Genomic DNA, 21924 nt, shown 5'->3' with positions numbered 1-21924 from the left:
AGGACACACCTTACCCTGCTCAAGGAATAAGAATGTATACGAAACTTGCACTCCTCATCGATGGCGAATGGATTGAGGAAACCAATGCTGGAAGCGAAGCCGTTCTCAACCCAGCTACCGAACTGCCTCTCGGCATGCTGCCGCATGCCGGCACGGTAGAACTCGACCGCGCACTTGCGGCGGCAAGCCGCTCCTTTGAGGGCTGGAAGCGAACCTCGCCGTACGAGCGCGGGCAGATCTTGCGCCGCGCTGCTGACCTGATGCGCGAGCGTTTGGAGCGCATCGCTACGGTGCTGACCTTGGAGGAAGGTAAGACCCTGGCGGAAGCGAAAGGTGAGATCACCGCGGCGGCAGAGTTCTTTGACTGGTTCGCTGAGGAAGGACGGCGCAGCTATGGCCGTGTCATTCCGGCGCGCCTTCCGGATATGCGCCAGACAGTCACACAAGAGCCGGTTGGCCCGGTCGCGTGCTTCACGCCTTGGAACTTCCCGGCCGTAACGCCTGCTCGCAAGATCGCGCCAGCTCTTGCTGCTGGTTGCACTTGCATCATCAAGCCGGCTGAGGAAACGCCGGGCACCACGTTGGAAATTGCGCGGGCGCTCACCGATGCAGGGCTACCCCGAGGCGTTCTGAACGTGGTCTTCGGCGTGCCCGCGAAAATCTCCGAATATCTCCTACGCTCTCCGGTCATCCGCAAGATCTCCTTCACTGGGTCGACCCCGGTGGGGCGCCACCTCGCTCGGCTGGCGGGAGAGACTCTGACGCTAGCCACCATGGAGCTGGGCGGCCATGCGCCGGTGATTGTCGCGAAGGACGCTGAGGTGCAGCGCGCGGCGGAGCTCTCAATGGCGATCAAGCTGCGCAACACTGGCCAGGTGTGTACTTCGCCGACACGCTTCTTCGTCGAACGGCCGGTCTACGAGGAGTACCTCGAACACGCCCGTGCCTTCGTGGAGAAGCAGGTGGTGGGCGACGGTCTGCAAGCAGGTACCACCGTTGGTCCCGTCGCTAACACCCGCCGAGTCACTGCGATGGATGACCTAATCTCCGACGCCTTGTCCCATTCGGCCCGCCTTGTGGTTGGAGGCGAACGACTGAAGACGACAGGTCTAATGTATCGGCCCACGATCCTGGCGGATATGACCGACCAAGCGAGGGCTATGACAGAGGAGCCATTCGGTCCGCTTGCGCTGGTACAACCTGTTGATGGCCTAGAACAGGCCATCGCGCGGGCGAACACATTGCCTTACGGTCTGGCAGGTTATGCCTTCACTCGCTCCGCCGCGTCCGCGAACCGCATAGCGGAGAATCTGGAGGTCGGCGTTATCGGCATCAATCAGATGGTGGTGACGATACCCGAAACCCCCTTCGGCGGAATCGGCGACAGCGGCTGGGGTCGCGAAGGCGGCATCGAAGGTTTGGAATCCTATACCGTAAGAAAGTATGTCGGCCACCTTCATGTCTAGCAGGCGATGAGACCGAACCAAAAGGAGCGTGGGTACATGAGCTTGGATGGACCACTTTCGGGCTGGCGGCCTCGCCAGCTCGCCTCCGAGGGGCCGCGTTACCTTGCCTTGGTCAATGCTCTGGAGCAGGACATCGCCGACGGCCGGTTGTCGGACGGCGATCGTCTGCCGCCGCACCGTGACCTAGCTCGGGAGCTTAGTCTGTCCGTCGGCACCGTAAGCAAAGCCTATCAGGAGGCCGAACAGCGTGGTATCGTAAGCGGCCACGTCGGGCAGGGCACCTTCGTCCGGCGCCGTTCCGTCGCCCGAGCCGAGACCACGGCGAGAGATGAACCGGTCAATTTAGCGTTGAACGTGCCCGTCGAGGGAAACGAGACGCAGATCCTGTCCGCGTTTTTTGGTGAGGTCGTGCGCGAGCGTGATCTTGCACCGTTGCTCCGCTACCGCCCCCATGGGGGCATCTGGAAGCACCGCGAAATCATTGCTGCCTCTTTGTCTGATAATAGCTTCGCCATCGAGCCCGCTCAGCTGTTTCTATGCAACGGTGCTCAGCACGCCATCGACATTGCCCTCCGCCTAATGGCAAAGCCTGGCGACAGCATCTTAGTCGACATCTTCACCTATTCCGGGTTCAAAGCGATCGCTGCCGCCAGCCACCTCCACTTGGTACCGGTCGAGATGGATGACGAGGGAATGAAGCCGGACGCATTAAGAAAGGCCTGCCGCACGTCCGGAGCACGGGTGCTTTATTGCATGCCGACCTTACACAGTCCCACGGCTCGCACCATGAGTCTTGCACGCCGGCAGCGCATGGCTGAACTCGCCGAGGAACTCGATCTCACCGTCATAGAGGACGACGTCTATGGTTTTTTCTTCACCGAGCGTCCTGTGCCTATCGCCTCATTGGCACCAACCCGCACCTTCTACGTCAACTCCTACTCCAAATGCCTTGCGCCCGCCTTCCGTCTCGGCACCTTGACGGTCCCGGTAGCCTACATCGCTCAAACTGAGCTCCTCCTGCACGCCTCCGCCTGGTTTGTGGCTCCGATGCTGAGCGAGGTGGTGGTACGGCTGATCGAGAGTGGCAAGCTTGAAGAGCTTCTGCGCGAGCGGCGCCTGCAGGCGGTTGAGCGTTATCGTGTGTTCGTGGACGTCTTTCCCAAAGCCGCGAAACTTGAGTTTCCGGCCTTCTACGGATGGTTGCCGTTGCCTCAAGAGTGGTCCGCAGATCAATTTTCCGCAGCTGCCCGAGGTCGCGGCATACTTGTGACCCCGCGCATCGCGTCCGCGATTGGCGAAGCAGACCCCGGTGCAACGCGTATCTGCCTTGGCGCGCCAAGAGATATCGTAGCGCTCTCTGATGTGCTCCAGACTCTCCGCGATATCCTGGCTCGCCATCCAATAAACGTCGTTTCTGTCGCCTAACCTCCGCTCGCTCGGCTTTCGGTGCGCTCGACCTTGGCCGACACCAAACACAGCACTTTTCAAGAAGATGCGCTTTGTGTGCGCGAAATGTGTCTTATGAAATTAATTCTGCCGAGCTAGATCGGCAATCAATCAGCGGCCGCAATGGACCTCTGCATTGGCTAGTCATTTGATGTCATTAGTCTGCCTGCCAGGTTCGCAACACGCCGCTCACTGGAGAGATGGCGACTAGAGGCCCAAACACTCTCGGGCGTCAAAAAGGAATCGACGGTGCATGCGAACTCACCACGATGGCTTCGTGGTGAAGCGAGCTACCAGCCAAAACATCCCTGCGCGTCGGCGCTTTTACAACAATGAGAGGTGCGTGATGCAAGACAATTCTGCTGGCTTTCTTGAAAGCGTCGACCAGAACTTCCGCCATTCCATGACGTTTCTCGATCTCCCAGAAGGATTGGCCGAGCGGATCATTCAATGCAACTCGACCTATACGGTCCGCTTCGGCGTGAGACTACGCGGCCGTATGTATAGCTTTATCGGCTGGCGATCAGTCCACAGCGAGCACTCTGAACCCGTAAAAGGCGGTATTTCTACGCGCCAAACGCCGATGCCGAAGAGGTAGAGGCGCTTGCTGCGCTCATGTCACTCAAATGCTCGCTTGTCGATGTACCGTTTGGCGGATCGAAGGGGGCCCTCAAGATCGACCCGCGCGAATGGACTCCGCAGGAGCTCGAGCGCATCACCCGCCGCTTCACCCAGGAACTCAACAAGCGCGGTCTGATCGGCCCAGGTGTTAACGTTCCGGCCCCAATCGGCACAAGCGAGCGGGAAATGGCTTGGATGATGGACGAATTCCGCCCCGCCAACCCGACTGATGTCGTCAACGCGAGCGCCTGCGTAACGGGAAAGCCGTTGTCGAAGGGTGGTATTGCCGGTCGCGCCGAGGCGACGGGCAGGGGGGTACAGTTTGCGATCCAGAGCTATCTTCGCGATCCGCGCACCTCCGATTTGAATGGCCGACGCGATCTCAAAGAAGCTTCAGTTGTCATTCAAGGCTTTGGCAATGTCGGCTATCACGTCGCAAAGTTCCTGTCCGAGGAGGACGGCGCCCGCGTAATCGTCATTGCGGAGCGGGATGGCTATGTCGCCAATCCGAAGGGCCTCCCAGTTGAGCTGCTAAAGCAGCATCAGCTCCTAACAGGCAGCATTCTGGGCTTTCCTGACGCAACGTCCGTCGCTGGCGATATGACGGGCATCGAATTGCCCTGTGATGTCCTCATTCCTGCGGCGATGGAGAACGCCATTCATCCGGAAAACGCGGGCCGCATAAGGGCTCAGCTTGTGGTAGAAGCTGCCAACGGCCCTGTCACTTTCGAGGCTGACAAGATGCTCCGCTCCCGAGGAATAATTATCCTGCCGGATCTCTATGTGAATGCCGGCGGCGTGGTTGTTAGCTATTTCGAGCGGGCGAAAAATCTGACGCGCATCCCGTTCGGCTTGATGGAACGGCGGCGTCGCGAAAGGCGAAACCAAACGATCGCTGCGGCGCTCGAACAGATGACTGGCAAGGAGTTCCCAGCCGATATGCGGGATGAGTTTCTCGAAGGAGGCGCAGAAATCGACCTCGTTCGATCCGGTCTTGAGGACGTCATGCGGAGCACCTGGGCACGTATTGCAGATCTCATGGAAGAACAACCCGAACTCGGCGATTACAGGACCGCGGCCTATGTCGCCTCCATTCGACAAATCGCCGAAGCCTATGAAGCGATCGGGATCTGAGGAACGGAGACAATGGCGCGTTCAGCGGATCGAATCCGGCCAGCTTCGATCAAAAAATGTAAGCGCCCTGACGTAACATTAGATGACAAGTCTCTCGAGGGAAGCCACAAACGCCGAGTACACGTATCACAACGGGCGGGTGGGCTCGTGGTAGCGAGCAAAAGGCTATTGAAGCAGTCCAATCGGCGCTCCTTTCCGTGCTCAAGAGACCTGACTACGATCGCGATGTAGTTCTCGATATCTACGATGCTGACGTCAGGATCGTTCCCACCGGCCGATCGGAGCACTACACGCGTGTTGAGGTCGTGATGTTCTCTGGCAGATCGCTTGAAGCGAAGCGTGCGCTCTACAAGCTTTTGGTCGCGAACCTCTCCGCGCTCGGGGTGCCGGCGACAGAGATCAAGATCATCTTGCTGGAAGTGCCAGCGGAGAATTGGGGACTCAGAGGTGGTTATCCCGCATCAGAGATCGATTTGGATTTTAAGGTTGACGTCTAGTCGAACCAGCGACTCTGCGATTGACTAGGACGGCGAGATAGAAGCAGGCGCCGCCCGCTCGACCTAACTGGCAATGCAGTCGCTGTCTGAACATTAGTTTTAGAGATAGCAGTATGGCTGCACGGAAAGGAGTATGTACGTGCTGGCGCCTCACAGCGGAAAGCGGTCGGCGCACTTTGTCGTGGTGAGGGGCCGGACCGGTCGGTGCAAGCCATGATCGCTTGAACGGGCTCTGCCTGCTCGACATTGTCAAGGCTCGCGCTCAGCGCCACTGACTCGCCGGTTTATGGCTTTGACCGGCTAACGACGAGCCGGAGCGGCCAGGCAATCATGCCGTCGCGAGAGCCCATTCCTACTGTTATCGAAAGGGAAGCGATCACGATCGATGAGGAACTAATCGTTGCCGGCACGCAGGCGAATGCGGACCGAACTAGGCGGCTATCGGCGTGACCATCTGCCCACGCCTTGCCCACGCCTTGCCCACGTCGCGCCCTCAAGCGCAGAAATGCCAGCTTTTGGAGTACCTAGTTTTGCACCGAAATGGCGCCCGACGCGATTCGAACGTGTGGCCTCCACCTTCGGAGGGTGGCGCTCTATCCAGCTAAGCTACGGGCGCATCGCAATCTTGCCAGCCTGACTGCATTACGATGGTCAACGAACTTGGGCCAGCTTCGAGTTCGTTTCACTTCTCACGCGATCGAAACGTTTCGTCTTTTCGCTTGTCTACGCTGCCTCTCGCCTTCAGCTGCTTACGCGCTGCTTACGTGAAGGAACGCGCGCATTTGGGTCGGCTCATCGTAAACTGACAAGTCCTTGGTTTGCTTGGTTCTTCCAGGCTCCTTCAATTCTACAAACAGCTTGACACCTGCCTTCGGAGAGCAGGCCTTCGGCTCCCGCGATGGTAGTCGCGACGGCGGACGAACCTGCGCACATTAAAAATGGAGGCCAGCGGGTCGAATTCCACACAAGAAGTTTGAGTCCAAACGTTAGGCACGATCATGAGAGAGGCACACTCGCTACCGCGCGCGACAACGCATTGCATGTTCTTGCTATCGTGCCCGCAAGAAGCAGCGCTCGAATTCCGTCCGTAATTTCCATTTTGTCCGCTGGTCCAATGAGTCCTCCTAAAGGGACCGAAGCTCAGACGAGCGCTTCCCCTCTCCGTTTAGGGCACATCCGGGGAATTAACGGGGTAAGTCATTGAAATGGTGGGCGCACAAGGGATCGAACCTTGGACCTCTCCCGTGTGAACCACAATCTGTAGACCGCGGCCAACCAAATTTCGCCATAGTAAAATTAGAGAAACCGCTGCTGTATAGGGACAATTGTCCATATGCGACCATAGTGGGCATAGTTGGGCATCCCATATCTTGTATGCCCCCGCTGTGCCCATCGTGAATTCTCCCTCTGGGCACAAATAGAGTCGAAACATGGGGCGAACGGGTTGTGGGCGGGGTGTAGCAGGGCAAGGAGAAAGGGCAGGGACGATGGAAGCGAGCGACAAAGGCCTCAGCGCTGGAGTGACGACGAACTATTTGAGGCTCACTGACGCGGCGATCCGCGCGGCCATGCTGCCATCGGGCAAGTCCCAGCACTATTTACACGACACCGAGCAGCCTGGGCTTGCGCTCAGGATGCGCGCGACTGGCGGCCGGACCTGGGCCTACCTGTTCACCAAGCCTGGGGCGAGGGGCACGCAACGCAAGACGTTGGGTGCATGGCCCAAGTTCAACGAGAAGGCCGCGCGCCAAGCCGCTATCATCGCCGCAGGCGAAGTGGCCAAGGGGGCGATCCGAACGACGCCAAGCGCGAGGCCAAACGGCAACAGCTGGCCGAGCGGGAGTGCATCACGCTGGCGAACCTGATCATTGAGGACGGCCCCTACGAAACATCGCTGACTGGACGCCAAGTCGTCAACTGGAAGCCAGCGATGTCCGCGCTCAGGCGCGGTCTCAAGGCTCATGTCGATCTCGCCGTCGGCGACCTGACGCGGCGGCAAATCATGGCGGCGGTGGATAAGATCGCCAAGACCGGCAAGCGCGGCGCAGCCAAGGACTTGCGCAAGCACGCCCACACATTCCTCGAATGGTGTGTCGGTGAAGGTTATGTCGAGCACAATGTGCTCGACCGGCTATCGCGCGCCCAAGGAAACCCGGGCGCAGCGGCTCGGTCGTCGCACCAAAGGGCGGGCGCTCACCGATGGCGAGATCATCAGCGTCTGGGAGGCGGCCGGCAAGCTCGGAGCGTTTGGGCTGTTGACACGCATGTGCTTGCTTAGCGGCCCGCGCCGCAGCGAGCCAACCATGATTCAGTAGCAGAAACACATCATGGATGATCGCGTTACCTTCGACGAGGCGTGGACCAAGATGGGGTTGCATCACGACGCGCCGCGCACTCACCTCGTTGACGAGGTGCTCGCTGCCGCAAAATACTTCCAACGGGCAACGTCCGACTATGTCTTCCCGTCACCGAAGACCGGAGGTCTGATGTCAGGCTTCACCAAGATGGTCAGCCGTCTGGTCAAGGAAGCAGGTGTCGTCAAGTTCACGATGCATGATTTGAGGCGCAGCTTGCGCACCATCATGTCACGCTGCGGCTACGACAACGAAATCCAGCGGCTGTGTGTCGGGCAAAAGCCGCGGGGGATCGATCAGGTCTACAATCACAACGAACAGTGGATCATTCGCAAGATGGCGTTCGAAGCGGCTCACGACTATATCGCGCAGTTGGTCGGCGCGAAACGGGTCGGCAAGGCCGTGCGCCTGCAGCGGACCAATCCGCTCGACGCTATTAATGCCGAACTGCTCGGTCGTCTCCGCGAGCATTATGCGGCTGAGGGCGCTTAGTAGTCTTATCGCACCCAGCCAGATAGTCGCGCACTGCATCGACGCGATAGAGCGGGCGCCCATCGACGTAGCGCCATCTCAACGGGTGGTTCGGGTTGCGTCGCCATTGCTCGAGCGCTCCAGGCGTGCGCCAGATGATCGCGGCCACCTCCAATGCCGTCAAATTGGAGCTGCACGGCAGCGTATCGATATCGAACGTCGCCGGCGGCGGCATGCCACAGTTCTTGCGACGACGTTTCACATCACGCGACATTTTCCTATTACCTGGCAACCTAAATACATCGATCCGAGTGATTTCGTCCTTGTCGCCCATGTCTTCGCCTGAATCATGATACCTCCGAGGCAATAAGATAGTGGGCTTCCTTAGCAAGAAAGGAATCTAGAGCGCGGGTATGGCTGCTGGGTAGCCATGGCGTACAAACAGGACGAATACCCGTTAGTCTGTGGGCTTCGTCGTGCCCCAGAGGGTGGCAAAGCTCGGTAGAGCAAAGCCGCCCGGGCGCGGTCCCCAATAGCGCCGTAGCAGGCGGGCGGCTTTGCGGTGGTCACCGACAGTCCTCTGGTTGGACCGGGTAGCGACACGCCAACGCAACCGAGGAACCGGCGATGACCGATGGCATGATGAACCTGCTCACGCTCGTGGAGAAGACCCCGATGCCGATCTGTTGCGTGAGATGATCGGCTTTGCGGCGCAGCGCCTGATGGAGCTGGAAGACAGGCTGCTGAAAGGGACCCGCGGTGCTGAGCACAGCCCGAGTGTCAATGCCAGCCTTTTTGTCGGAGGAAATTTACGGCCATTCGCTTTTCTGATCGCACATAGACGAAACACGTAATGGCTCCAACCTTCCCTTCCATGGAACGATTTGGGTCGCACGAATCGCGAAGCAGCGTGTCGCGCAATGGGTCGCGCTGCGGTGCAACAAAGTCATCGATGTTTGGCCGCAGAGTCCACCGCGACCTTCCGCGTACAAATCGCCAGCGGGGAGAGGCTGAGTCCATTTTGCCTTCAGTAACACGCGTGAAGTCAGGATCCGGATAGCATCGGAGACAATCATTGACGAAAATTCGGCAGGGCAGTCTCGCAAACAGCGTGACGTTAATGACCGTGTGCATGCTGGCTGCAGTGATAGTTTCGCTTAGCGTGCTTGGGTGGGTGGCAACATCTCGGTATGTCGACGGCACGAAACGAAGTCGACTCGATCAAACAATGCTGGTCGCCGCAAACATAATGGTCACCGCTCAAAGCGGTGTCCGCATAAAATTGGACCAAAACGGAAATCTCTCGCTTCTTGATGCGACCAGCATTCTGCCAAAATTTCGAACAGACGACGCGGTCGATCAAATGTCCTCGTATACCGGCGCCCGGGTATCGATCTTTTCATACTTCGATGCGGGTGAGCAACGACCCGCCTGGGTTGCCTCTACGCGAGGCGACAAGTCCAAGCCTCACTATTTCATTGCTTCGACATCCCTACTCAACGAAAACCGAGGAAGAAGAAACGGAGAACCATTCGATGGTTCCGAAGAAACGTTAGCCCGTCTGCAGCATGGAAGGATAGCCACGGAGGAGGGGTATTACGAAGAGCAGGAGTATTTCACGGGCTATCTTCCGGCAATGAACACGGAGGGCAAGCCGGTCGGGATGATTGCCGTGAGCGTGAAGACGGGCGACATAACCCAGTTCCTTTCAACGCTCAAATTGTATTTTGGCGGAGCAGGCCTTTTTCTTCTCGCGCTGCTAAGCGCCGCCACCTTCCTGCTGACTCGTCGATTGATGCGACCGATTCCAATCCTCGCCAACACTATGAGGCGTCTGGCCCAAGCAGAGCCCTTGAAAAGCATTCCCTATCTGAAGCGAACGGACGAGGTTGGGCAAATGGCTGAGACCCTTCAGGTGTTCAGGGACAGCATGGCCGAAGCCGATCGACTGAGGTGCGAGCAGGAGGCGGAGAAAGCTCGCGCTGAGGCGAGGAAACGTGCGGCCATGAGCAAACTTGCCGACGAGTTCGAGCGTAGCATCAGGGGGGTGGTCGAGGGCGTTGCTGCAGCATCAACGGAGATGGAAGCGGCGGCGGAAGCCATGGCGACAACCGCAGAGCAAACCTCACGCCGTAGTAATGCGGTAACTACGTCTGTCGATCAGGCATCGGAAAACGTTCAAACCGTAGCAAGCGCGGCTGAGCAACTTGCAGCGTCAGTCGCCGAAATTGGGCGTCAAGTCGAGCATTCTTCGACCATGGCGCGCGATGCCGTCGTGGAAGCGACGCGGACCGGCGAGATCGTGGATGGTCTTGCCAGCACCGCGCAGTCGATCGGCGGCGTTGTCAAGCTTATCAAGGACATCGCCGCGCAGACCAACCTCCTGGCGCTTAATGCCAGTATTGAGTCGGCTAGGGCCGGTGACGCGGGGAAGGGTTTTGCGGTGGTCGCCAATGAGGTGAAGACCCTGGCCGCCCAAACTGACAAGGCAACCGAAGAGATCGCTGACCAGATCTCGACGATTCAAGTAGCTACCGCCCGCACGGTTGATGCGATCGGCAGCATCAGCGGCGCGATCGTCAAGATCGACGAGATAGCTCATGCGATTGCATCGGCCGTTACCGAACAGGGCGCGGCTACACGAGAAATTTCAGGCAACGTCACCCAAGCAGCTCGGGGGACGGCGGAGATCGGCAGTAATATCGCGGATGTGAGTCAAGCGGCCCAGGAGACAGGTGCGGCCGCCACGCAGGTGCTGACAGCTGCCACCGACCTATCAAGGCAAGCCGAAACGCTCAGCCGGGACGTTGACAGCTTCATCCGAGACCTCCGAGCATCTTGATAGGTGGGTAGTGTCCTTGCCGCAAATGCTGTGGGAATTGGCTGATCGCGAGCGGTTTGGAGTTAGCAATAATCGATGTTTTGTGGTTGGCACTCTTCAAGGCTGCCCAATGCGCCTTTCTTGCGATAACTTCTGTGACGAGTAAAGGATCTGTGAGCGACAGGGGGTGCTCGGTGAGTTTGGGGGCGGGAGCGCGAGAGCGATCAGGCCGCCAAAGCGCTGCGACAACAAATCCGGGAGGCCGCGCGCCGTGGCCTTGATGTTTGCGATACCGAGCGACATCTGCGTTACTGCTCCGATAGCAAGGACGAGCGGGACACTGACAATCTCCGCCGGGCAGCCAAAGAGCTACAGCGCGAGACTAACCGTTACGTGCCAACCCACGCTCACAGCGGCTCAGCTAGGCGAGTACGAAGGCCGATTGCCTTCATCCGGTTTACGCTGAAGCCCAACTCGTCATCGACAAGTAGTATGGGAAGAATGAGAATGCCTAGCACGGGGGCGACGACGATGATCTTGCGGAGTTGATGGGCAGGCGTGACAAGCCGACTGCGCTCGCGGAAATTTATGCGCTGTGAACGGTGGGGCGGCCACCATACCGAACCGACGTAGCACTGCGCCCGCCTGTCGGCGATGCTAGTGGGAGCGCTAGGAGTCAACGCCGATGATCGCCGCGGTACCGATTGCGAAAGAAGCCGCTCCATGAGATCAGACAACTTGTCTGGATCCATTGATGAATACAGTCAATAGTCAACTCAAGTAACGGCATCATCGCCCGACAGGTGCCATCTAGAAGAGATTCCAATGATTGCAAGTTGCCGTTTCTTGGGCGCGTACTCATAAAGTTACGACGATACCGGGCGTCAGGTCAGTCGTTGGCGCAGTTGCGGTTGAGGTGATCAAGCGGGTTTGCGGCGCAACCATCCCTTCATTTTGAGACCGTCCCGCATGTTGAGAGCAAGAAGTGTAATGTTTGTTGCGCCCGCGACGAGCTCGATCGCCTGCACGGCATAGAAGGTAGCATCGAATGCCGCAGCCTGAGCCTTGGACGCGAGGAAGAGCGCAGACGGGATAAGAATCAGGATGCCGTTTCCTGCAATGAATGGCATTCGCTTGAATTTGGCCCCGATCAGTCCGGCCCGGCGCCCCTTTGCCAAGATGACACCTGTACCACCGGTGGCAGCGAGCGCCGGAATCAGCAACAAGAAACCCCACGGTATGGTGCTCTTAACCGCTGCAACTGTGGCATGGGACGCGAACAGCTCGCTGAGTACCGTCGATAGCCAAAATGTGCCGATCGTTGCGATAGCCAAGGCGCCAGCGACGGGATGGATCAACTTGATCATGAGTATCTTCCCTTCCGAAAAACAGCAGGGCTAGGCAACGCAGATGCCGGGCACGGCAACTTTCTGGAACAGATGAGGGGAAGCTATCGCGGAGGCCGGATAGCTGGCGATTTTTGCGCCCCCCCCCCCCCCCCCCCCCCCCCCCCCCCCCCCCCCCCCCCCCCCCCCCCCCCCCCCCCCCCCCCCCCCCCCCCCCCCCCCCCCCCCCCCCCCCCCCCCCCCCCCCCCCCCCCCCCCCCCCCCCCCCCCCCCCCCCCCCCCCCCCCCCCCCCCCCCCCCCCCCCCCCCCCCCCCCCCCCCCCCCCCCCCCCCCCCCCCCCCCCCCCCCCCCCCCCCCCCCCCCCCCCCCCCCCCCCCCCCCCCCCCAATAGCGATCTGGCGGTCGATCGGAAAGGAAGGGTCGAGTGGGCGTAGCAGCGACATGAGTGGCTCCATTGCTATTTGATATACGATGCCTAATTGGTATTATGATTACATAACATATTGACATTATGATGTCAAGATAAAACAATGGTGACAAATGAAAAGAGCCAAGCGAACCCCCGAGGGTGAAGCCCTGACCGACCTTGTTCTCGATCTATTCAGGCTCGACAGCCTACTTCTGACGGCCGGCGACCGTCTGGTCGCCCCGCTTGGCCTAACAAGCGCACGCTGGCAGGTGCTTGGCGCCATTGTGTCCGCCGAACGTCCCCAACCGGTCGCTTGGCTCGCACGCGACCTCGGCGGCAATCGTCAAAACGTGCAGCGGATTATCAATGATCTGCACAGGGAGGGCCTCGTATCTTTTGAGGTCAACCCGCATCACCGACGGGCGCAGCTCGTCGTGCTCACTGCGAATGGACAGCGCGCCTTCCAAGCCGCAATGGAATTGCAGGCTCCCTGGATCAACGATCTTTCAGAAGGGCTGTCGGTCAAGGATATACGGATTGTCCATCGCGTGATCACGGCCTTGCGAGATAAGCTTGAGGGCAGCCGTGAGGACAAGTCGGCCTGACATGGCAAAAGCATTGTCCTCGGCCCGGCGCCCGTGATTCAAGCTCCCAAACTGGGGCTTCGAATCATGCGCCATGAACTAAGGGACTACGAATGGGCAGCATCAAGTCTATGCTACCAAACAAGACGCGTGGAGTTCCTCAGGTAAATGACTGACGCGTCCTCATCTTCTGGTCGTTCGATCTGGGGCACCTTGCCGCGATTTGCCGTATCATTTTGGCCTTACACTACCTGCGATAACCGCTTTGTTCGCTGGCGTGGGCCGGTCTCTGGAGCCGAATCATAATCCACTCGCCGCTGCTCACGATGCGGCGTTCCAGATGATCGGAGTCGGCTGGTCATCCTGGTGCCGAAGCTGGTGTCAACCGGCGAGAGGTAGAAGTTCATTTCTCCGGCGAACTCGGGCTTGATGTCTTCATTCTTCAGCTCGATCGCCACGAAGCAGCGTAACCGCAAATGATAGAAGAGAAGGTCGATGTAGTAGACTTGCCAGTCGACCTCAAGGTGATACTGGCTACCGACGAAGGCGAAGCCCTTGCCGAGTTCGAGGATGAGCGCGCGGAGGTGCTCGATCCGCCCGCGTTCGAGATCGCGCTCAAGCATCTCGGGGCCGAGCGACAGAAAATCAAAAGTGTAAGGGTCCTTGAGGATTTGCTGGGCAACCTCCGACTGCTCTGCTGCGAGAGTAAGTTTGTCAGCGAGCTGCCTTGATGAGCGAACAGGTTGCTGTCGATCTGATGGAGGAGGACGTTCGACTCCATCCGTGTTCAATCCGGCGCATCCCATTGATCGACATGAAGGCGCGCGATCTCCTCGACGCGTTGACCAGTCAGCATGATCAATTGCACAGCGCGAGGATAGGAGGGATGAACCGGTGTATCGGGACATTCCAGCCAGCGATAGAGTTGGACGAATTCTTCCTCGTCGAGCCAGCGCGTGCCCTGGACCTTGGGTTCGGTCGGAATTGCCGAAGGCTGGATTGTATGGGATACGGACGCGGCGCGGGGATGTGTTCCGATGGTCATTGTCCGATTTCATCCCCCAACTATAAGCCGCGTGGATGTAGCATCGCACGTGACCCGCCATTGAGCGGGCGCCACGCTCATAAATCGGCCGGATAAGCTCGACGATCTCTTCAGATTCGATCTCGCGCGCGAGTCGGTTGCGCCCAAGCGTGTCGGCGATCTTGTTAAGGTCTCCTTCCACGACGGTTTTCCGGCAGTCTTGAGCGATGCGACGTACCCCTCTAACAGATCGACGATGGTGCCAGGACGAGTGTCTGTTGCAATCTTGATGCTCCGGCCTTTCTGGATCACATCAGCGTAGTCTCGCTTGAAGATCTCGCGCCTGAGCCAAGGACGTCGACGGATAAGCGCCAAGCTTCTTTTTCGCGCGTTTACCGTCGCGCCACTGCTGCTCCATCCAGTCAGCGGTCCCACGCGCTTCGGCATCGGTTGAGGGCGACCTTTAGAGGACCCCGAGTCGCGGTTGCCCCTGATTGTCCGAATCCCTTGTCGCGCCTTGTCCACACGGTGCAACCACAAGCCTGGCCGCGCTGCGGTCCGACATATAAGCGAGGAATTTGGCCTTGGTGGCCGTCTGCTCGGCGTTAATGAGCCGATTATACTGCGTTGAAAGTTGTCGCGAGCTAAAGCACGTTGTGCGCGTCCCAGCTCGTTAGTCCCTGCGTGTACCGTTCCTCGCCCAGGGTTCGCTCAGCGAAACATCTTGGCAAGCTTAAAGCAATCCAACAATAGCCGAGCAAGTGCTCCGCTGACTGATGTCCGGGGAGACGACCTTTGCGGCCAACAGCGGTCGGTCGGATCATTGAGCGGAGCCCCGCGCTCAATCATTCGGACGGCGAAATGACCTCACCTCCACGGACTGGCACTTGCAGGCTCCGGACAAAAATGTCACCAATGGGCTGCTTCTCCGTAATGCGTTCTGGAGGCTCTAAACGAATTTGCAGGTCATCCAGATCGTGGACGCCTATCCCGTCACCAGCGAGCTTTGCAAGATACTCCAATAGATCGTCCTGTCGCGGCTGTCCGAATGCGAGCCGATAGATGGTCAAACTTTGCTTGAGCCACTCCAGCCGAGTGACCTCCCGGCTGAAGGGCAGCATCGGGACTCGGCGTTCGATGCGAACAGAACCCTCATAGATCCAATACGGGACGATATCAGCATGAGCTTCTGACTCGGATCTTGCCCGCTCGAACATGTAACTCCATGGATCGGGCGGAGCCGTAGCGCTCGCTCGTACGGCCCCGATCTGACGTTCGGCCAAGTTCAAACGGACGGCGTGGTTTTTGAAACGATGGATGCGCCCTTCACGCTGCTCCAGGTCGACCGGGTTGCTCGGCAAATTCCAGTGGTAGATGCGGTAGCAATATGGATGGAAATCGAGACCTTCCTGCCCGACGGAAGTCGTAGCCAGAACGAAGGGCTTGAAGGGAGAATTGAAAGCCTCGCGCACCCCACTAAGTCGAGCCACAGCGCCTTCCTCATCGCGATAGTCAGCGAGGCGCATCGCGAATCGACCACGCATTTGGAATTTTGTCAGCTTCACCGAGTCTCCCTCGAGCTGAACGTCATCCACATCGATCTGCGAAGGCCGCACTAAGAGTGCCGATGCCATTGCGCGTGATACGCCTAGGACCCGCTCCTCGGACCCGAGCGAACTCAATCCCTCCGCGTCGACCAGATAATGTGCGTACTCGTCAAGGACTGCCTGGAGATTGTGATCCAAGCCGTACGTCAGCACGCGATGCCAATACCGGTCGTCGGTGCCTCGGCGCAGCAGAGCGATAGCATCAGGTTGATTGAACAATGAGCGAAATGCCCAGGCGATCTCAGCGGCTGCCCGCAACAAAGTGGGGTGGTCCCAAGAGAGTTCGGGGGCGATCCGTCGCAAGGCACGTAGGCCGCAAATGGCAGGGCTTCCCAGCGCCAGGTCGACCAGCAAGTCAAGCTGATCGCTAACAACGTCTGAGAAATCGCTCCTGATGGCTGCTGCACCGAGTTCGGCAACATGCTCTCGGAAACCATCTTCGTTCGCTAGTCCGACCATGCCATCAGATGACGAGAGCCATGCGTCGACCGAAGAGCCAAGCAGGCGATCGATCATCGCAGGGGCAGCCCATTCGGGAATGAGGACTCCACCGGCATCTTTACCGGCCGCCTGCTCGAGCGCAGCGAGCGCGGGCCGAAGCCGTTCCGCAATAGCCTCTCGCATGGCTTGTTTGGACAATTGCTCTTGTCTTTCTGCGAAGACCACGAGGGGATCCGCCAGTTCGGCGAGCTGCGGACTAGGATAGATCAACAGGAGCGCCCGAAGGCTAGCCAGTCTGCCTTGATCCTGCCGAAACTGTAGCGGCCGCAATCTGTTTTGCTCGAAATATGCCCTGCCAGAGTCTCCGACGCCCATCCGTCGCTCAGCTTCGTAGGACAGGAGTGCCGCCACTGCATCCGGAACCATCGACCACGACGAGAAGACGAGTGATTTCGTGGGCGGAGGAGACGACCGTGCCGGTCCATAGTAGGGCATGGACGCCGGTATCCAGAGATGCTCCTCGAGCTTCGAGCTGAAAACGTCGTCAATCAAAGCTCTCATCCGACCGTTGGCGGGCTCCAGCGGCTCGTAAGCATCAAGGAGCTCGCGACGTAGCATTTGGGGCCGGGCGACCGCCAGAGCATCGCGCAGGGCGGCTGAAGGTGTGGCCGCCTGCTCCGCGAGAAGACGCTTCAAACTGTAATCGCGCATGAAGTTCAGGAGATAGGGCGCGGACTTCCAGTACTCGACGATTTCCGGAGCATCCAGAACGCGCGAGATGCTTGAGACCACGGCGGCCTGCGCGAGGTCTGCCGGTGCGATCGTGAGCGACATCTGCGGCTCTTCGACCATCGAGTCCCGGTCCTTCGTGCTTCCGACCCGTTCGGTCCGGGCTATGACACGCCGAAGGCGCTGCTCGATTCCAGCGCGACATTCGATGGCTGCGCCACGGGAGGCGGGCAAAGCCTGCAGCATTGTTCGGAACATCCGCATTTCCCGCGAAAGCTCCGCGGCCACAATCGATCCCCGGTCGCGACCATAGAGAAAGTTCAGCGTTTCGAGAAAATCCCCGTAATGGTCACCATCATCGGGTGCATCGCCGGCTAACGTCAGCATGCGGTAAGGCGTCGCCGACAAAAGCAGTGTCCTGGCGGCATGACCGTCCGGGCTAGAATAATTGAAAAGCTCCCGAGCGAGCATCGCCGCATCGGAATCCCCATGGAGAAGATCGCGGAAACGCTGAAACTCGTCCATGATGATGAGATCCGGCTGGAGCGCATCGACGCAGGCGTGAGATAGCTTAGCGCGCAGTTTCGCCACCACCGCGTTGCGTGGTTGGGTCATTTCGATAGGATATTCTTTTCTTCGACGCGGGAACATGTCGCAGACCCGCTCCAATTCCGCGAAGAGTGCGGAATCATCGATGACCTTCCCTCGAAAGCGCTCGATTATGTGAGTGTCCACACCTTTCAAGCTCATGTTGTCGACGGCACTGTCCCAACCATCGTCACCCGCGGTCACCTGGAGGAGATTGCGAAGTCCGCGCGGGCGTGACACGTCGTCGGCGAGCAAGCGGAAGAGCAAGGCTCGTTCCGGGGCGATGCCGGTGGACGAGCGCAGATCAAAGGTCGTTCCCGGGGTCAGACTTATGAAATTGACCTTATTCGAGTTCAAACCTCCGTAGCCCGAGCGCGATTCTGCCTCGCTCCGCAGCTGAAGAGGCAGCAAAGTCATGCGCGTCGGCAGGGACAGCTCGCGACGGCCAAGAACATTCAGCCGATTGATGTTCTGTGCGGCAATCGCCTGGTTTGAGCAGATGTAGAGAATGTCGATCCGTTCCGTCGTATCCCAGAGATGCTCGATCATGCGGGCGATTACGCCCCGAGCGACCATCGTCTTGCCGAGTCCGACCTCGTCCGCGACCAAAAATTGAAACGCGGGATCCGCCTGACTGTAGAGACGTTCGAAAACATAATCGACTGTGCGTCGCTGAAATACCTTGAGCGGCGCCAATGCGGACGCGGCCTCGAAGCGTTCGGTTGCCATGATTAGCTCTCTACAACTTGCACCTGGGACTTGGTACGCAAAGCAACCCGGAAGGTTTGCCAAAGGGCGTGGAAATCCGGAGGTATTGGGCTCCCAGACCCAGAATCGGTTTCTTCCAGCCGTTCGACCAAACGCTCGATCGCCTCGAGGCGATCCTCTCTTCTACAGAAAGCTCGCACCATCTCTTCGAGCAGAGGCTTGTCGTCCTCGCTTGAGCGCCAGCCTCCGTGGCTCGCGTCCTTCTGTGCAGCCAGCGCAGCGGCGAAGGGATCGCCGAACTCGGCAAGAAGCAGACGGAGGTAGCGAAAGAAGGCATCCTGGTTGTGGATTATTGAGCGTAAGATCGCTGCATTTCGTCCGATCGGCAGTCCTTCTAGAGTCAATCCCGTTGCAAACAGCAACGAAGCCCCCGTCTCACGGTCGACAACATGGCAAGCTAAAAAGCGCGTGAGATCGATTAGGGGCATCGCTCCAAGATCGACGAATTCCCCACGTTTTAGATTTTCGAGCGCATTCTTCTCGTGAGTTTCTCCTCGGGTGATGGGCCAGACGCGAAGTGCCCCAACACCGGCGAGGGGCAGAGGCTTGGCCGGCTGCACGGTCATTTCCCACAGACCTGCAGCTTCGTCGTCCAAGCCGAATCGCCTGCACATTAGCTTCAATCCGCCACTGCATATTTCGCGGCGCGCTTGATCGAGTCTTGCCTCGGCATCTCGTTGTGCTTCGTCTTCATTCCTCCACTCTTCAGGGACGAAGAGGCGCGTAAGTCTGCCGAACCCTTTATCGCCAAATATATCCTCGATACTCCCCACCTGCGATCGCCTGCCGTTCAGGGTCGCAAACAGCTCGACGTTGCGTCCCGTGATCAAGGCTGGTCGAGTCGCATTCCCCGAACCAACCGTGACCTCGGTATCCCAGCCCCGTTCGACGACGAAGATTTTCGCGTGCAATCCTTGCAAGCTGCCGGAGTCGGGTTCCTCCCCATCCTCAGCCGTCGCTACTTCATCCATCACCGCGACCCGGCTGAACCTATTCAACACGTCGCGCGACAAGCGACCGAGTTCGTCCGAGCGGCCGATCAGGAGAGGAGCTTCCATGGCGGCACGCTCGGCAAGCATGGACAATGCGTCCTCGTCACAAAAAGGAGAGACAATGCCCAGCCGGGCGCCAGGGTCGGGTCGCCAGGGCGTACCTCCGAAACCGTTAGCGGCGAACGAGACCCGTTCGAAGGGCTCTGGCAAAACCCATTCCACCCGGCGAATGTCTTCTACAAAGCCGGCCACCAGTTCGGTCGCGCCCGGCGGCAGATGAGCCACTGCCAGCCCCGGAAGGCGTCGAATGAAATCGGCAAGGGGACGATTCGTCGCTTGAGGCTTTTTGGCAACCAGCCCATCGAGCGTAAGCGCTACATCCCACGAGCGATCCCGCGTAAGATTTCGAGACATCACCAGCAAGCGGAAGCACAGCGGTTTATCAGCGTTCGTGGACTTGAAGCGAAGAGCCCACATCTTGGGATGAAAAGCTCCGCCTTTTGGGGCTGCGACCTCGACGATGATCTTCTCCAGGAGCGAGCAGAGCCGCGAGTGCGGGCGGGTCTGCACCTGGATGTGTCCATGATCTGCGAAGACTAACAGGCGTCCCGCCATACGCTCAGCTCCCTCTAGAAGAGCCAAGGGGTGATCCAGGATTTTGTCACGGCTTTCTGCCGCGGAGAGGGCCAAGCTCACCGGGACCGCCAGAGCCGTCTCGAAATCCAGCGAGAAAGTCGTGGCGATGGCCGCATCGAGCGAATAATCCGCGGGCGGCTGTAGGCTTGCTCCATAAAGCGTTCGACAGTCGGGATCTAAACTGGTCTTACTCTGCATCTATGAGATCCTTGAGGTGAGACTTAGCCTGATTCCAACGGAAGGTAAGGCGGTTCACGCCCGAGGCTCCGGTCCAGCGATCCCTCACCGAACGATTGACATATCTCGACTGTGTGGTTTTCAGCTGTCGTTCTCGCGTTTCCACGAGCCGGCGCGCCGCCGGTAGGTCGGCGATCTCTGGTGTGTCCTGTGCAATGAGTTCGAGCCACTCCGTGACGAAGCGCTTGGCGGCCGGCTTGATGCTGTGACCTGGATGCTTGACGGCATCCCAAAATTCGCCCAGCGACCAGCCGCGTGCAAGCGTAGGCCCGACCTCTTCGGTCCAAGCGGCCATTCGCCTCCGATATTCTTCGGCCCAGTCGTCTCGCCCGCGGAGCTCGCTGAGAGCCAGGTTGTAGAGCAGGGCGGCCCCATGCATGACCTGCGAGAAGATTTCCCCGTGGCCAACCAAGCGGCGCGCGAACCCTGGAAATTCGACGAGGCGCGGGTGAGCCCAAATGTAGTCGCAGTCCACTTCCATCGCTTCGCGAGCGAGAAAGGCAATCAGCGATCCCGCTTGAGCGTTCACCAGGCGGTCGACGATGAACTGCGCCTCCTCGACAGTTAGTTTGAACGTAGCTTTCTGCAATAGATCGGCTGGCGCGGCAGGTAATGTGCGCGCCCAGACTGCATCGAGAACTTCACTGCCCCTGATTTCATCTGATTCCTCTCGCCCTCGCTTAAGGGCCGGCAAGGATGCGAACAGACTGTCGATGGAGCCTGGAAAAGTCCGAATGCGCCACGCGCCGAGGCCAGACCAATAGACCGAACTGGGTAGTCGTTGCAGGCGGGCGCCAGCGTCTCTGCCGATGATTCCTTTTCTTTCACCGCCCGCGCTTAGTGCATCTGCGAGCCGAACCTCCAATCCGCGCGCTTCGCTCCTCAATTGATTTTCGGAAAGGTCGCGCCCCTCAAGCATCCGCAGAATCCACGGGACGAAAAGCATATACCGAAGGCGCGTTTGAATGGTGCTGGTGCCCGGAAATAGATGATCGGCAATTGAGTCGCGTATGCCTCCTAATCCAAGCTCGTCGCGTCCCTCCCGTTCATCCAGAAGAGCCATGATACGGAGGGCGCGCTGCCGTTCCGCTTCGTCGAAATCGATCCAAGCAAGAGATGACATCCAACCTCCCGGCACCGCCCCGAAATTTCGCGGAAGCGTTAGTCGCACGCCGTCGATATGGACATCGCTAAGAGAATAATGTGCAACTATTTCGGGTTGTGCTGCGCCGAGGGTATGCCCGATTCGGCGAGAAAGCCAAAGGGGCGCGCGTACATCCTGGGTCCAGGAGCCCTTCAAGAAGGTGTGGGAGCGCGATCATTTCTTCTTGGCTTGGCTCGGGGACTCGAAGAGGTTTGTAACCATAGATGAGATATCGCCAGTTCGTAAGGACTTGAATACGCAGCGGGAGACGAACCCCGCCCTGCCGCGGCAATTGCTTGATGGATCCATTGCCGAGAATGAGGGCTCCACTCACTATATCCTCTGTCTTGAGGACCAGCAGCGCGCTGCGAGCTTGTTTGAGTTAATCGGCAGAAATGCGGCTCGTCCGCGAAGTCGAGCGGGATCGCGACCGATCGGTCGTTAGATGAGCTTTTAGGTGTGCGCGCCAGGACGTGCGTGCGAAGTGGTGTCCTTCAACAATACGGCTCTGAACAGGGGGAGCCAGAGGCCTCGCTTTGCTGCTAAACCCGCAAAGCCTGAAGCTGAATCAACTGGCGCAGCGATTGAAATGTATCAGTCGTTCGTCA

The 21924-nt window shown here is 58.8% G+C and carries 10 protein-coding genes, 1 tRNA gene and 6 pseudogenes; 8 read left to right on the top strand and 9 right to left on the bottom strand.

The annotated features are described in order from the left end of the window. Positions 1-32: 32 nt before the first annotated feature. Both XI03_RS20720 and XI03_RS20715 read left to right on the top strand, forming a co-directional pair. Positions 33-1466, top strand: coding sequence for an NAD-dependent succinate-semialdehyde dehydrogenase (locus tag XI03_RS20720; RefSeq protein ID WP_271593096.1), 1434 nt, complete (start codon positions 33-35; stop codon positions 1464-1466). 36 nt (positions 1467-1502) lie between these two features. Next, a complete protein-coding gene (locus XI03_RS20715; RefSeq protein WP_271593095.1) occupies positions 1503-2891 on the top strand; it encodes an aminotransferase-like domain-containing protein in 1389 nt (462 codons plus the stop codon). A gap of 253 nt (positions 2892-3144) precedes the next feature. On the opposite strand, the gene XI03_RS20710 is transcribed toward XI03_RS20715, so the two are convergent. Further along, positions 3145-3363, bottom strand: a complete 219-nt coding sequence (locus XI03_RS20710) for a hypothetical protein (RefSeq protein ID WP_271593169.1) — start codon at positions 3361-3363, stop codon at positions 3145-3147. Between XI03_RS20710 and XI03_RS20705 the strand changes: the two are divergent. Continuing rightward, positions 3316-4667: pseudogene (locus XI03_RS20705) on the top strand (Glu/Leu/Phe/Val family dehydrogenase). The gene XI03_RS20710 and the pseudogene XI03_RS20705 overlap by 48 nt on opposite strands. A 197-nt stretch (positions 4668-4864) precedes the next feature. Continuing rightward, the gene (locus XI03_RS20700; protein ID WP_271593094.1) at positions 4865-5164 is read left to right on the top strand and encodes a tautomerase family protein; all 300 of its coding nucleotides are present in this window, start codon (positions 4865-4867) and stop codon (positions 5162-5164) included. A 542-nt stretch (positions 5165-5706) separates the two neighbouring features. On the opposite strand, the gene XI03_RS20695 is transcribed toward XI03_RS20700, so the two are convergent. Next, positions 5707-5780: transfer RNA gene (locus XI03_RS20695), tRNA-Arg, on the bottom strand. 871 nt (positions 5781-6651) lie between these two features. Between XI03_RS20695 and XI03_RS40285 the strand changes: the two are divergent. Then, a pseudogene (locus tag XI03_RS40285) lies at positions 6652-8010 on the top strand (tyrosine-type recombinase/integrase). Positions 8011-9064: 1054 nt separating this feature from the next. Beyond that, complete coding sequence (locus XI03_RS20675; protein WP_271593091.1) at positions 9065-10831, top strand: methyl-accepting chemotaxis protein; 1767 nt, start codon at positions 9065-9067, stop codon at positions 10829-10831. An 899-nt stretch (positions 10832-11730) separates the two neighbouring features. On the opposite strand, the gene XI03_RS20670 is transcribed toward XI03_RS20675, so the two are convergent. Together XI03_RS20670 and XI03_RS20665 are read right to left on the bottom strand one after the other, a co-directional pair. Further along, complete coding sequence (locus tag XI03_RS20670; RefSeq protein WP_271593090.1) at positions 11731-12177, bottom strand: hypothetical protein; 447 nt, start codon at positions 12175-12177, stop codon at positions 11731-11733. 30 nt (positions 12178-12207) lie between these two features. Next, positions 12208-12294 (bottom strand): annotated as a pseudogene (locus XI03_RS20665) (antibiotic biosynthesis monooxygenase); the annotation flags it as partial. Positions 12295-12697: 403 nt separating this feature from the next. On the opposite strand from XI03_RS20665, the gene XI03_RS20660 reads away from it, so the two are divergent. Both XI03_RS20660 and XI03_RS20655 read left to right on the top strand, forming a co-directional pair. Continuing rightward, on the top strand, positions 12698-13171 hold the full coding sequence (locus XI03_RS20660; protein ID WP_271593089.1) for a MarR family winged helix-turn-helix transcriptional regulator: 474 nt from the start codon (positions 12698-12700) through the stop codon (positions 13169-13171). A gap of 66 nt (positions 13172-13237) precedes the next feature. Beyond that, positions 13238-13496, top strand: a pseudogene (locus XI03_RS20655) (transposase); the annotation flags it as partial. An 88-nt stretch (positions 13497-13584) separates the two neighbouring features. On the opposite strand, the pseudogene XI03_RS20650 reads toward XI03_RS20655, so the two are convergent. The 5 genes and pseudogenes from XI03_RS20650 to XI03_RS20630 form a co-directional block, all read right to left on the bottom strand. Next, positions 13585-13773: pseudogene (locus tag XI03_RS20650) on the bottom strand (PDDEXK nuclease domain-containing protein); the annotation flags it as partial. A 167-nt stretch (positions 13774-13940) separates the two neighbouring features. Next, positions 13941-14627: pseudogene (locus tag XI03_RS20645) on the bottom strand (tyrosine-type recombinase/integrase); the annotation flags it as partial. Positions 14628-15019: 392 nt separating this feature from the next. Next, complete coding sequence (locus tag XI03_RS20640) at positions 15020-18268, bottom strand: helicase-related protein (RefSeq protein ID WP_271593088.1); 3249 nt, start codon at positions 18266-18268, stop codon at positions 15020-15022. Between the two features lie 2 nt (positions 18269-18270). After that, positions 18271-20133, bottom strand: coding sequence for a phospholipase D family protein (locus XI03_RS20635; protein ID WP_271593087.1), 1863 nt, complete (start codon positions 20131-20133; stop codon positions 18271-18273). Further along, entirely contained in the window at positions 20123-21295 is a 1173-nt protein-coding gene (locus XI03_RS20630; RefSeq protein ID WP_271593086.1) for a DUF6361 family protein, read from the bottom strand. The genes XI03_RS20635 and XI03_RS20630 overlap by 11 nt, the downstream gene beginning before the upstream one ends. Positions 21296-21924 lie beyond the last annotated feature (629 nt).

It is taken from the genome of Bradyrhizobium sp. CCBAU 65884, from assembly GCF_028128835.1.
Lineage (GTDB): Bacteria > Pseudomonadota > Alphaproteobacteria > Rhizobiales > Xanthobacteraceae > Bradyrhizobium > Bradyrhizobium ottawaense.
The sequence above is the reverse complement of the archived record's forward strand: the minus strand, read 5'-3'. Positions and strand labels throughout refer to the sequence as shown.

Excerpts from the sequence above, each read along its gene's own strand:
- XI03_RS20670 (WP_271593090.1), bottom strand. The coding sequence starts at position 12,177 with ATGATCAAGTTGATCCATCCCGTCGCTGGCGCCTTGGCTATCGCAACG.
- XI03_RS20660 (WP_271593089.1), top strand. The coding sequence starts at position 12,698 with ATGAAAAGAGCCAAGCGAACCCCCGAGGGTGAAGCCCTGACCGACCTT.
- XI03_RS20640 (WP_271593088.1), bottom strand. The coding sequence starts at position 18,268 with ATGGCAACCGAACGCTTCGAGGCCGCGTCCGCATTGGCGCCGCTCAAG.
- XI03_RS20630 (WP_271593086.1), bottom strand. The coding sequence starts at position 21,295 with ATGTCATCTCTTGCTTGGATCGATTTCGACGAAGCGGAACGGCAGCGC.
- XI03_RS20635 (WP_271593087.1), bottom strand. The coding sequence starts at position 20,133 with ATGCAGAGTAAGACCAGTTTAGATCCCGACTGTCGAACGCTTTATGGA.
- XI03_RS20715 (WP_271593095.1), top strand. The coding sequence starts at position 1,503 with ATGAGCTTGGATGGACCACTTTCGGGCTGGCGGCCTCGCCAGCTCGCC.
- XI03_RS20720 (WP_271593096.1), top strand. The coding sequence starts at position 33 with ATGTATACGAAACTTGCACTCCTCATCGATGGCGAATGGATTGAGGAA.